Consider the following 12,378-nt stretch of genomic DNA (forward strand, 5'->3'; position numbering starts at 1 on the left):
GGGCGCTCGGGCGCCCCTCCCTCCAGCTCGAAAGCACCCCCATGTCAACGATCGCCGCCACTGTCCCACCGTCCCGCCGTCGCCAGCGCCGAAGGATCGCACTCTCGTCCTACCTCTACCTGGTACCTGCGCTCATCCTGGTCGTCGGGGTCGTGCACATCGGCATCGTCGCGAACGTCGCCTACTCGACCCTGGACTGGAACGGCATCTCCCCGGACAGCACCCCGGTCGGCGGCGCCAACTACGCGAAGCTCATCAACGACCCGATCTTCTGGACGTCGCTGCGCAACACCTTCCTCTTCGCCGTCGCCACCATCGCGCTGCAGATGGCGCTCGGCTTCTCGCTCGCGGTGCTCGTGCGCACCCGTGCCGTGCTGCGCGGGCTCCTTCGCGCGCTGGCGTTCGTTCCGGTCGTGCTCGCTCCTGCGGTCGTCGCGACCTCGTTCCGCTTCCTCCTGACGCCGGACGGCAGCATCAACCAGCTGCTCTCGACGGTGACCGGGCAGGACATCCATCAGGCATGGCTGGCCGACCCGAACACGGCGCTCGGCGCGATCATCCTCATCAACGTCTGGCAGTACACCGGGTACAGCTTCCTGATCTACGACGCGGCCATGGGCCAGATCGACCATTCGGTGATCGAGGCGGCCCGAATCGACGGGGCGTCGACCGGCCAGCTCCTGCGACACGTCGTGGCGCCGCTGCTGTCGGGATCCCACCTCGTCCTGATCGTCCTCGGCATGATCAGCGCGCTCAAGACCTTCGACCTGGTCTATCTCACCACCGCCGGAGGCCCGGGTACGGCGACGCAGGTGCTGACCGGCTACATCTACCGCCAGGTGATCGGCCAGTTCCATGCTGGCTACGGCGCTGCCCTGTCGGTGGTTCTCGTGGCGATCGCCCTGGTCTTCAGCGTGCTGCAAGTGCGTCTGTCATCGAGGGAGGCGAGGTAGCACCGTGTTCCAACATCAACGACCGTTCGGCCGTGCGATCAGCCAGATCCTGGTCGTCATCGCGCTGGCCCTGCTCGCCGCACCGCTCGCGATGATCGTGCGCAGCTCGCTCGACGGTCAAGGCCTCGAGAACTACGTCGTGGTGGTGACGACCACGCCGTTCCTGAAGTTCCTGCTGAACAGCGTCGTCATCTCCGTGGTCACCGTCGGGCTGGTGCTGATCTGCTCGATCTCCTCCGCGTATGCGGTCGCCACCCTCCGCCCCACCGGATCGCGCATCGCGATGGTGGCGATCCTGGCCGGGATGTCCCTCCCGGGCATCGCACTGGTGGTCCCGCTCTTCTACGTCATCCAGGCTCTCAACCTGCTCAACACCTACTGGGCGGTGATCGTCCCGTTGACGGCCATCTCGATTCCGTTCGGGGCGCTCGTGGCCACCAATTACATCCGTGCGCTCCCGGTCGAGTTGTACGAGGCAGCCCGCATCGACGGGGCAAGCAATTGGGCGTTCTTCGTGCGCATCCTGATTCCGGTCGCACGCCCGATCCTCGCCGTCATCACGATCTTCACCTTCCTCGCCGCATGGAACGAGTACACGCTGCCGCTGGTCTTCATCCAGGACACCGACCTGCAGGTGCTGACGCAGGTGCCCACTTACTTCCAGAGCCAGAGACTGGTCGACACTCCGAAGATCTTCGCCGCGAGCGTGCTGATCAGCCTGCCCATCGTGCTGGCTTACGTGCTCATGCAACGACTGTTCCGGCAGGGCATGTCGGCCGGCGCCGTCAAATAGCCATCACCTGGAGACCCATGCCCCGCCCCACGATCCTCGCCTACTACTTCCCCGACTGGCACAGCGACCCTCGGAACACGGCGTGGTTCGGCGACGGCTGGGACGAGTGGAAGCTCTTGGATGCTGCTCGGCCGAGATTCGTCGGGCACCGCCAACCGCGTGTGCCGGCCTCCGGTCATGTCGACGAATCCGATCCTGCTGTCGCTGCGGCGGAGATCGAGCTCGCCGCGAGCCACGGCGTCGATGGATTCCTCGTGGACTATTACTGGTACGACGACGGCCCGTACCTCTCCGGTGCGCTCGACAACGGACTGCTCAAAGCCCCGAATCGGGACAAGGTCACCTTCGCCCTCATGTGGGCGAACCACGAGCTGGTCGACATCTTCCCGTATACGGATCCCGCAGACTCTCGAGCCCGTCGCCTGAAGGACGGCGCGATCAGCCGACCGGTGTTCGAGCAGATGGTCGAGCACATCGTCGAGGCGTACTTCCGCCAGCCCCACTATCTGACCGTCGACGGCAAGCCCTGGTTCTCGCTGTACGAGATCGGCAACTTCATCGCGGGGATGGGAGGGGTGCGCGAGGCACGCGAGGCGCTCGACTGGTTCCGGAACCGGGTCGTCGAGGCAGGCTTTCCCGGGCTGCACCTCGACGCGGTCGTCTGGGGATTCGGCGTGCTGCCCACCGCGGTCGCGGTCGACGACCCGGCGACCCTGGTCACGACCCTGGGATTCGACTCGGCCACGTCCTACGTCTGGATCCATCACGCCGATCTGCAGAGCTTCGGGTTCCCCCGGGGGGACGCCGGGCAGTTGCGGGAGGAGGCGTTCGCCGACTACGAGCGGCTGGCGAAGACCCTCCCGGTGCCCTTCCACCCCAACGTCACGGTCGGCTGGGACTCGACCCCCCGCATCTCGCAGGATGTGCCATTCGTCCGGGGGCAGTATCCGTTCCTCCCGGTCTTCGATCAGACGCCCGCGGAGTTCGCGGCGGCGCTGCGCCGCGCGGCGACGTTCATCGACGACCATCCGACCGAGCATCCGATGATCACGATCAACGCGTGGAACGAATGGACGGAAGGATCGGCTCTGCTGCCCGACGTGGCCAACGGCCTCGGCTTTCTCGAAGCGCTCCGAGCCGAGTTCGGCGTCCGCGCCGAGCGCCTCGCCATGCTCGGCGTGGACGGCGAAACAGGGGAGACCGAATGAGTGCGATGCGGCCGGCCGTGGCGGTGCAGCAGTGGAATCGGGTGGAGCTCGGGCTCGAGAGCTCGCGGCGGTACCCGCACCCCGATACGGACGTCGCCATCCACGCGGTCTTCACCGGGCCGAGCGGCCGCACGATCGCGCTCCCCGGTTTCTGGGACGGCGGTGACGACTGGAAGGTGCGCTTCGCGCCCACCGAGCTCGGCCGGTGGAGCTACCGCGTGGAGGCGACCGACGAGACCAACCCGGGCCTGAACGAGGTGACGGGCCTCATCGACGTCACCCCGTACACGGGAGACCTCGACATCTACCAGCACGGCTTCGTCCGCGTCTCCGCGAACCGCCGCGCCTTCGAGTACGCCGACGGCACGCCGTTCTTCTGGCTCGCCAACACCCATTGGCAGGCCCCGAACTACGAGCGCCTGCACGAGTGCAACAACCCCTACGAGCCATGCGACAGCCAGTTCCGCTGCTCGGCCGACAACGACCGGGCGCGGGGGTTCTCGGTCTATCAGACCTATCCGGATGCCGCCATGAACGACGGCGGCGGCAACGTCTCGCAGGTGGACTGGTGGACGACGAAATACACCCACCTGAATCCGCGTGCGTTCGCCGAGCAGTTCGACGTCATGATGGACTACCTCGCCGACCAGGGCACCGTCATCGCGCTCGGCATGGGGGTGCACACCCAGACCGGTCAGATCGGTCCCGCCGCCCTCACGCACTTCGCCCGATACGTGACGGCTCGGTATGCCGCGCACCCGGTGGTCTGGATCACCGGGCAGGAGGTGGACATCGAGAACGAGCACGGCAAGCTCTCGACATGGAAGGCGGTCGCCGAGACGATCGCCGCGAACGACGGCTACCGCCATCCGCTCGGAGCCCACATGTACACCGAGGGGGAGCCGAAGACCTTCGGCGAGGAGCCCTGGCACGACTGGTTCCCGACCCAGGGTGGGCACGAGTCCATCCGCACCCAGGCGCACTACAAGTCGTACTGGGACTTCTCGCCGACCAAGCCCTACCTCGAGACCGAGGCGAATTACGAGGGGATCTGGACCGTCCCCGACGCCGCGCCCCGGCAGTCGGCCTGGAAGGCCCTCCAGAGCGGCAGCTACGGCTACAGCTACGGCGTCGCCGGCGTGTGGGCGATGAAGTGGGACTACGACGTGCCCGGCTGGGACAGCTTTCAGAACGGGACCCCGTGGTTCGACGGCCTTCGCCGACCCGGTGGGGCGCAGATGACGATCCTCAAGGAGTTCTACGAGAGCCTCGGCGACTGGCAGCGCCTGGTGCCACGATTCGGCGACCCGGCCTACGCGGTCTTCGACCGCCCGGAGCAGTCCGTGCTGTCGACCGACGGCAACACGAGGTACGTCGTCTACTTCTACGATGCCGAGCGGACGACCGGTGCGCTCGCGGGCATGGACGACGCGCAGAGCTACCGCGCGGAATGGCTGGACCCGCGAACCGGTGGCCGCATCCTCATCTCCGAGACGATCACCCCGGTCGCCGGCGCCTGGCAGATCCCCGACAAGCCGGATGCCGATGACTGGGTGCTCCACGTCACGTATTCGGCCTTCCGCCCCGCCGTGCTCTCTGCTACGGTGAAATAGTTCACCTGATGTCCGTCACGACTCAATGTGGAGTTGAAGAATGACGCAACAGCCAGGTCCATTTCGCCGCACCATCCGACTCGGAGCGGCCGCGCTCCTCGCGATCGCCATCGCGATTCCGCTCTCGCTGGTCACCGCCGGCTGGGAGGCCGGCCCCGCGAGAGCGGACACCGTCGTCGGCAACGATGACGACCCGCAGATCGCCTACTCGGGATGGACGCACACCCCGAAGGCCGGCTACTACCGCGCAGACGCCCACTACAGCTCCACCGCCGGCGCGACCGCGACGGTCGGGTTCTTCGGCACCTCGATCAGCTGGATCGGCGGTCGCGCCAGCGACCACGGCCGCGCCGACGTCGCGATCTGCGACGCGAGCGGCGGCGCATGCGGCACTGTGACGACCGTCGATACCTTCTCGGCGACCGCCCAGGCGCAGCAGACGCTCTTCACCGCATCCGGCCTCGCCAGCGGCGCCCACACGATGAAGATCACGGTGCGATCGGACAGCAGCGGCAGCGGCCACTTCACCGACCTGGACGGCTTCACGTTGGTGACCCCGGCCCTGACGGGCACCCACTACATCGACAACGGGACCGGATGCTCGAATGCGGGCGCGGGATCGACCACGGCAGCTCCGTGGTGCGATTTCACGAATCTGAAGGGACGATCGTTCGCGGCCGGATCGCAGATCCTCCTCAAGCGCGGCGACACCTTCGGCGCGGGGCTCGGGCGGCTGTACGGGATCGGGACGGCGAGCTCGCCGATCATCCTCGGCGCCTACGGCACCGGCGCCCGCCCGCGGATCATCGGAGACGCCTCGGCCTCCTCGCGAGGGGTGTGGATCGAGGACGCCAGCTACTGGCAGGTGCAGAGCCTGGAGATCGGCAGCGTCGGCGCGGGACTGGTGTTCTGGTACAGCTCGAACGGGCATCAGGGCCTCGTGGTCGACGACCTCTACACGCACGACGTCACGGGCGTGTTCGCGGGATCCCCCGCTCAGTCCGATCTGCCCGGCATGTACCACTCTGCGGGACTCCTGATCACGGGCAACGTGCCGGTCACCGCGAGTGCGACGGCGGTGGATGGCGTGGCGGTCAGCAACATCGAGGGCTACGCGGACAACGACGACTTCGACATCTCCGGATTCAACGCCAACAGCGGCGGCCAGCAGGGATTCCTGAGCACCGATCTGGGCAACCACAGTGTCGCCGACGTCAGCCTCACCAACGCCTACTTCCACACGGCGCTCTCGGGCGAGAACTTCGACAACATGCACAACCTGACCATCACCGGGATGCGGCTGAGCGACACCGGGCACGGCGGCAACACCTCGGGCACCACGGCGTTGTTCTTCTGGTCCACCTCGAATGCCAACGTGACGAACAGCATCCTGGATGGGGAGGTCAGCACGGGCTCGCCCGACCAGACGGAGTCCGACCTCGAGGCGTTCGACGACAACATCCACTACCGGGGCGACTACTTCGGGCACAGCGCAGGGCCGGCGCTCGAGGTCCTCGAGATCAACGGATACACCGGCAACTTCCAGAGCAACCACGAGGTGTCGAGCAGCCTGTTCGATTCACCTGGCGGATCGGACCTGATCCAGGTCGGCGCCACGGCCGGTTTCAGCGGCTCAGCGTTCGACAACCTCTCGGTGCCTACGACGACCGCCTTCCAGCAAGGCGACTTCTCGGGGTGGACCTCGAGCAACAACACCCGGGCCGCGGTCGCAAGCTCCTACAACGCGGGCCGGGACTTCTCCGCGACGCAGGGCGCGTCGGGCTGGCGCGAGCAGTACTACACGCCGGCAGGCGGGTGGCTCGACATCACTCCCTACGATTCCGCGAACCAGCGCTGGGGGAGCAACGGCTACGTCGCGCGACTGCTGCTGACCCCCGATTCCTGCGGCTCGTGCGTGATCGCCCGTGCCTGGACCGCCCCGTCGGCCGGAACCGTCGCCCTCCGGGGGCAGGTGGTGAAGGCTGCTGCGGGTGGAGATGGGATCACCGCCCGCATCACCAAGAACGGCACCCAGATCTGGCCGGTCAGCGGTGGGAGCAAGGTCATCGCGGCCGGGGACACCACCGGATTCACGACCAACGTGAACACCACGGTCTCGGCCGGCGATGTCATCCGGTTCGAGGTCACCAACGGGGGCGCGAGCAGCTCGACCGCCGACCTCACCGGGTGGTCGCCGTCGATCGCCTACGTCGACCCGACCCTCATCAACGACGACTCATCCGGGGTCTCCTACTCGGCGGGCTGGCCGTCCACCGCGAAGTCGGGGTACTTCTGGGGCGACGCCCACTACAGCTCCACCACGGGGTCGACATCGACGCTGGCATTCTCGGGCACGGGGGTGTCGTGGATCGGGGGCACGGCTCCCGACCATGGCCGGGCCGACGTGCAGATCTGCGATTCGGCCGGGACGAGCTGCGGCACGGCGACTCTGGTGGACTCGTATTCCGCGAGCGCACTGGCCCAGCAGACGCTCTACTCGGCGAGCGGGCTGGCAGCGGGCACTCACACCCTGAAGATCACCGTGCGCTCGGACTCCAGCAGCACCGGTCACTACACGGATGTCGACCGGTTCATCGTCACACCCTGAGCGTCGCGACCGGAGTGACGGACGGGATCGCGACCGAGGACGGGGGCGGGGGATCAACCCGCCCCCGTCGTTCGGTGTCTCGCCCGCCCTCGACGACTCGTCCGCTCGAACCCTACGCCAGGGGCCGCGGGCCCTGGCCCAACGCTCGGTCGGCGGCCACATGGAAGAACCAGCAGCCGGCGACGAAGGCGAGCGGCCACATCGTGAGCCCGAAAAGCAGGAGCAGCCCGTAGAGGGCCAGCAGCACCGCCGGCACCGCGTAATTGTGCACGCTGTTGTAGACGATGGCACCTACCCGGTTGCCGGCGACGAAGCCGACCATCGACAGGTCGAACAGGATGAAGAGGGCGAGCAGCCACCACCAGGCGAATCCGAGGAGGAGGAACAGCACCACCGAGGCCGCTGCGATCGCTCCCCCCTCGAGTCGCTCGAGCAGGGTGACCGGCCTCTTGGGCGGTTCCGATCTGCCGTGCGGGCTGGTGTTCCTCAGCGCAGCATTCGTCATTTCACAGCCTTTGTCGGTGTTGGAGGACATCCGAATCGGAGGGGACCCATGGACATCATCCCCCGGCCAGCGGCACGATCCGGATGACGTCGGCACACGGTCACGCCGAGACCCCGACCATCTTGCTCGCGGCCGACCACAGCGCGGCGCCGTTGGCGTTGTCCAGTCCGGCCTTTCCTGGCTTGCGCACCTTCGGATAGCCCTTGATGCCGCCCAGGCCGTCCGGACCGACGTACGCGTTGCGTGCCACGTTCTGCGTGGCGGCGAACAGGGTGGGGAGGGCGCCGTGCTCGGGATCGTTCATCAGGAACGAGAACCGATTGATGGCGTTGGACGACGAATGCGCGGCCAAGGGCGTGGTGGCGATGCCGGGATGAGCGAGAACCGAGCGAACCGCAGACCCGGCGGCGTCGAGCCGGTGCTGCAACTCCAGCGAGAAGAGCACGAGCTGCAGCTTGGAGTCGTTGTAGGCGTCCATGGACTTGTACGGGCGCACCTCCCAGTTGAGGTCCTCGATGTTCAGGTGCCCCATCCGGTGCAGTTGGCTGGTGACCCAGACGACCCGGTCCGTGATGTTCGGCAGCAACAGATTGGTCAGCAAGAACGGTCCGAGCGAGTTCGTCGCAGTCTGCACATCGAGACCATCACGGGTGCGGGTCAGCGGGATGTCCATGACACCGGCGTTGTTCACGAGCACGTCCAGTGGTCCCGCCCAGTCGGCGGCGAACGCTCGCACGCCGGCCAGATCCGAGACATCGAGGTGGCGTACCTCGACATCACCCGCCATCCCTTGTCGAACCGCGGCACCCTTTGCGACGTCACGCACGGCCAACACCACATGAGCTCCCACACGAGCCAATTCGCGAGCGGCGATCAGGCCGATGCCGCTCGATGCTCCGGTCACCACCACCGTCTTGCCCGACATGTCCGGCAGATCCGCCGCGGTCCACTTGGCCATCGTTCTCCCCCTCCTGATGCCGCCCGTGCGGCCACTTGTCCAGTCAGCCTCCGCAGCCCGCCGATGAACAGGGCACGTTCATCCACTGCACGACATGCACCGGCTCCCCACGCCGGCGCGGAACGGGAGCAACGGCTGCCGATCGACTGCATGACAGGCCATGGATAGGGTCAGGCCGACACGCGATACTCGGGACATGGACCTCCAGGCGATGGCTGACTTCTTGCGAACGCGCCGCGAGGCGCTTCAGCCGGAGGATGTGGGCCTGAGCCGCGGACCGCGACGTCGTGCCAATGGACTGCGGCGCGAAGAACTCGCCGAACTGTCCGGAATGTCCGCCGACTACTACGCACGCCTCGAGCGCAACGGCGGACCCCAGCCGTCGGAGCAGATGGTCGCCGCGATCTCGCGCGGGCTGAGGTTGTCGCTCGCCGAGCGGGACCATCTCTTTCAGCTCGCCGGGCACAGCAGCCCGAAATCCATCCAACGCAGCGACCACATCAATGCGGGCCTGATGCGGGTGCTCGATCGACTGACCGACACCCCCGCGCAGATCATGAACAACCTCGGCGAAACGCTGACGCAGACGCGGCTCGCCATCGCGCTCCTCGGCGACCAGACCCGCTACGAGGGGCCCCGCCGAGCCAACATCTATCGATGGTTCACCGAACCGGAGTCGCGATCGATCTACGCCGAGGCCGACCACGAGCACCTCGGACGGGTCTTCGTCGCGCAGCACCGCTATGTCGTCACGAAATACGGCCCGGAATCACGGGCCGGGTCGATCACAGGGCTGCTGCTGGATGAGAGCAGTGAGTTCGCCAACTTATGGGCGGATCACGAGATCGGACTGGTGCACTCGGAGGAGAAGCACCTCGTGCACGCCGAGGTCGGCGACATGTACCTGCACTGCCAAACGCTTCTGGATCCCGAGCAGGAACAATCCCTCCTCGTCTTCACCGCCACGCCCGGGTCGGCGAGCGCCGAACGGCTGCAACTCCTTGCCGTGATCGGCAGTCAACGGCTCACCGGCGCGCTCGGGTGAGCCGCCGCATTCGAGCGACGGCTCACCCGAGATCTGTTCAGCGTTAGACGGTGAGGAGGTCGGCGAGGTCGACGCGAGCGAGGAACTCGCGCCGAACACGGTCGGCGATCTCGGAGACTTCTTCCGAGCCGTCGTCGACGGGATCGATGTGCACGCGGTACGGGCGCTGCCCCACGGGCAGTGCGACGATGCGTGCGATCTCATCGGACACCATCGACGCATCGGCTCCGTCGGGGGCGAGTGCGGCGAGCTTCTCTCCGACCTGCTCCATGAGTCCGGCGTACTTGGTCTCGTAGTCGGCCTCGACCGCGGTGTCGGCGGGGTGGCCGGAGTGGGCGAAGTGGTTGGTGCCGCTGGTGAACGATCCGGGGACCACGATGGAGGTCTCCACGCCCCAGCGGGCGAGCTCGGCGGCGTAGCTGACGGCGAGCGAGTCCATGCCGGCCTTCGCCGCGAAGTACGGCGCCAGGTACGGTGGGGTGCCGCCCTTGACGGAGCTGCTGGATACCCACAGAACCAGACCTTCTCCACGGTGGCGCATGCCCGGCAGCGCAGCACGGTTGACGCGCTGGGTCGACAGCACGTTGACGTTGTACAGCTCGGCGAGCTGTTCCGGCGTGAACGCCTCAGCGGGCCCGACGACCATGTGCCCGGCGTTGTGGATGAGCACGTCGATCCGGCCGTGCTCGGCCTCGATCGCGGTGATGGCGGCGTCGACGGACGCCTGCGAGTTCACATCCATCTCGATCGCGCGCAGGTCGACGCCCCGCTCGGCGGCGTAGTCCGCGGCGGCCTGCACCTGCGAGGCGTTCCGGCCGGTGGTTTCCCGCATGCCTGCATAGACGGTGTTGCCCGTGTCGGCGAGGGCGCGGGCGGTGAGGGCGCCGAAGCCGCTGGAGGCGCCGGTGATGACGACGATGTTGCTCATGATGTTCTGCTCTCTTCTTCGATGTTCTCTGGTGGGGGACGGATTCACTCAGGCGAGTCCGCCGTTGGCGAAGACGGTCTGGCCGTTGACCCAGCGGCCGGGGCCCGCGAGGAATGCGACCGTCTCGGCGATGTCGTCCGGCTGACCGAGTCGCTCCAACGGCACGGCCTTGGCCAGGTTCGCGATGGTGGCCTCGTCTTTGCCGTCGAGGAACAGCGCGGTCGCGGTGGGCCCGGGGGCGACCGCGTTGACGGTGATGTTCTTGCCGCGCAGCTCACGGGCGAGGATCAGCGTGATGCTCTCGACGGCCGCCTTGCTTGCGACGTATGCGCCATAGCCGGGGAACTGAGTGCGGGTGACCGAGGTGGAGAAGTTGATGATCGCCCCACCGTCGCGGACTCGGCGGGCACCCTGCTGGGAGACGACGAAGGTGCCGCGGATGTTGGTGCGATGCATCCGGTCCAGGTCGTCGAGGTTCAGGGTCGAAATGGGGGACAGGATCATGATGCCCGCCGTGTTCACCACGACATCGATCCCGCCGAACTCGGCCTCCACCGCATCGAACGCAGCCGACATCGCGTCCTCGTCGGCGACATCGCCGCCGACGGCGAATGCGCGGCCTCCAGCGGCGACGACCGCGGCGACGGTCTCGTCGGCCCTGGCCTGGTTGCCGGAGTAGTGCACGCCGACGGCCATCCCGTCCTTCGCAAGTCGTTCGACGACAGCGCGGCCGATGCCGCCGGAACCTCCGGTGACCAGGGCGACTCGCGACGTGGTGACTCGCGGATCGATGTCGATGTTGCTTGTCATGGTGTGCTCTCTTTCACTGGGGTTCCGTGGTGGTGCGCCCCGGCTGAGGGCGCGCCGGATGACGCCCCCGTCCTGCGGGTGGCGAGCTTCGGTCGGGTCGGTGTCAGCCGGCGGGTGGTTGGGATTGGATGCGGTTCAACCATTCATCCAGCAGCCCGGCCTCGCGATCGGTGAAGAGGGTGTCTGGCATCGAGATGAGCGCACCTCGCAGGGTGGTCGCCGCGATGCGACTCGATTCGCCTGCGTCCGAGGCCGGCGCGGCATCGGAGACGAGAGCGCCGTGGACGATGTCGCGCATCATGGTCGACAACGCGAGGTCCGGATACAAAGCGGGGCGGAGGATCAAGGCCAGGGCGACTCCGGTGTTGGCCGCCATGACCACCCGTGCCCCGACCTCCGGATCGACGCGCAGCCGTCCTTGTGCGGCGAGCCGGTCGAGCACGGCGCGCAGCAGCCGCATCGCCTCGTCGGCGGACTCCGCCCGGTCGACGGCATTCGAACCGAAAAGCAGCCGGTAGGCATTCGGGTGAGCGATCGCGAACGCGGTGTGGCTGTCCCACCCAGACCGCAGATCCTTCAGGGGATCATCGGATTGCTCGGCTTGGCGTTTCATGCTCAGGTACTCGTCCCAGACATGGTCGACCGTCGCCGCGAGCAGGCCCTCCTTGTCGCCGAAGAGCCGATAGATGACGGGCTGCTGTACCCCGGCGGCCTCACACACCGCGCGAGTCGAGATGTCGCCGCTCGACGACTGAGCCAACAGCTCGGCTGTCGCGGTGATGATCGTCGATCGCATGGTCACGGTACCAACGATAACACATTTTGGTTATCGTTGATCTGGTGCGGAAATGCCTGCTCGGCTACCCCTCCTGCGTGACGGGTGCGAGCGCCTAAGTCACCGTCCGGGTGCATCTGCGGCGGCATTCGCGATTTGGTTCAATCCACGAAGCAGAGGGC

At 67.0% G+C, this 12,378-nt stretch carries 11 protein-coding genes; 6 read left to right on the forward strand and 5 right to left on the reverse strand.

Annotated elements, in window-relative coordinates; translation table 11 throughout:
* Positions 1-41: 41 nt before the first annotated feature.
* Genes ACFPJ4_RS01160 through ACFPJ4_RS01180 form a run of 5 tightly spaced genes read left to right on the forward strand, consistent with a single transcriptional unit; the run spans position 42 to position 7,175 of the window.
* Complete coding sequence (locus ACFPJ4_RS01160; RefSeq protein WP_386738452.1) at positions 42-953, forward strand: carbohydrate ABC transporter permease; 912 nt, start codon at positions 42-44, stop codon at positions 951-953.
* A gap of 4 nt (positions 954-957) precedes the next feature.
* On the forward strand, positions 958-1,746 hold the full coding sequence (locus ACFPJ4_RS01165; protein WP_386738453.1) for a carbohydrate ABC transporter permease: 789 nt from the start codon (positions 958-960) through the stop codon (positions 1,744-1,746).
* A 17-nt stretch (positions 1,747-1,763) separates the two neighbouring features.
* A complete protein-coding gene (locus ACFPJ4_RS01170) occupies positions 1,764-2,954 on the forward strand; it encodes a glycosyltransferase WbsX family protein (RefSeq protein WP_386738454.1) in 1,191 nt (396 codons plus the stop codon).
* Positions 2,951-4,567: an apiosidase-like domain-containing protein gene (locus tag ACFPJ4_RS01175; protein ID WP_386738455.1), complete on the forward strand. Its 1,617-nt coding sequence runs from the start codon at positions 2,951-2,953 to the stop codon at positions 4,565-4,567. Before ACFPJ4_RS01170 ends, ACFPJ4_RS01175 begins: the two co-directional genes overlap by 4 nt.
* A gap of 40 nt (positions 4,568-4,607) precedes the next feature.
* The gene (locus tag ACFPJ4_RS01180) at positions 4,608-7,175 is read left to right on the forward strand and encodes a hypothetical protein (protein WP_386738456.1); all 2,568 of its coding nucleotides are present in this window, start codon (positions 4,608-4,610) and stop codon (positions 7,173-7,175) included.
* A 112-nt stretch (positions 7,176-7,287) separates the two neighbouring features.
* Here ACFPJ4_RS01180 and ACFPJ4_RS01185 read toward each other — a convergent pair whose 3' ends face one another.
* Both ACFPJ4_RS01185 and ACFPJ4_RS01190 read right to left on the reverse strand, forming a co-directional pair.
* Entirely contained in the window at positions 7,288-7,680 is a 393-nt protein-coding gene (locus tag ACFPJ4_RS01185; RefSeq protein ID WP_386738457.1) for a DUF4260 family protein, read from the reverse strand.
* Positions 7,681-7,780: 100 nt separating this feature from the next.
* On the reverse strand, positions 7,781-8,638 hold the full coding sequence (locus ACFPJ4_RS01190; RefSeq protein ID WP_386738458.1) for an SDR family NAD(P)-dependent oxidoreductase: 858 nt from the start codon (positions 8,636-8,638) through the stop codon (positions 7,781-7,783).
* Positions 8,639-8,834: 196 nt separating this feature from the next.
* Between ACFPJ4_RS01190 and ACFPJ4_RS01195 the strand changes: the two genes are divergently transcribed.
* A complete protein-coding gene (locus ACFPJ4_RS01195; RefSeq protein WP_386738459.1) occupies positions 8,835-9,683 on the forward strand; it encodes a helix-turn-helix transcriptional regulator in 849 nt (282 codons plus the stop codon).
* A 43-nt stretch (positions 9,684-9,726) separates the two neighbouring features.
* On the opposite strand, the gene ACFPJ4_RS01200 is transcribed toward ACFPJ4_RS01195, so the two are convergent.
* The 3 genes from ACFPJ4_RS01200 to ACFPJ4_RS01210 form a co-directional block, all read right to left on the reverse strand.
* A complete protein-coding gene (locus ACFPJ4_RS01200; protein ID WP_386738460.1) occupies positions 9,727-10,611 on the reverse strand; it encodes an SDR family oxidoreductase in 885 nt (294 codons plus the stop codon).
* Positions 10,612-10,659: 48 nt separating this feature from the next.
* Positions 10,660-11,421, reverse strand: coding sequence for an SDR family oxidoreductase (locus ACFPJ4_RS01205; protein WP_386738461.1), 762 nt, complete (start codon positions 11,419-11,421; stop codon positions 10,660-10,662).
* A 103-nt stretch (positions 11,422-11,524) separates the two neighbouring features.
* Positions 11,525-12,217 carry a TetR/AcrR family transcriptional regulator gene (locus ACFPJ4_RS01210; protein WP_386739750.1) on the reverse strand — a complete coding sequence of 231 codons (693 nt, stop codon included), beginning with the start codon at positions 12,215-12,217 and terminating at the stop codon, positions 11,525-11,527.
* Positions 12,218-12,378: the final 161 nt, after the last annotated feature.

This window comes from Lysinimonas soli (assembly GCF_042655435.1).
GTDB classification, from domain to species: Bacteria; Actinomycetota; Actinomycetes; order Actinomycetales; family Microbacteriaceae; genus Lysinimonas; species Lysinimonas soli.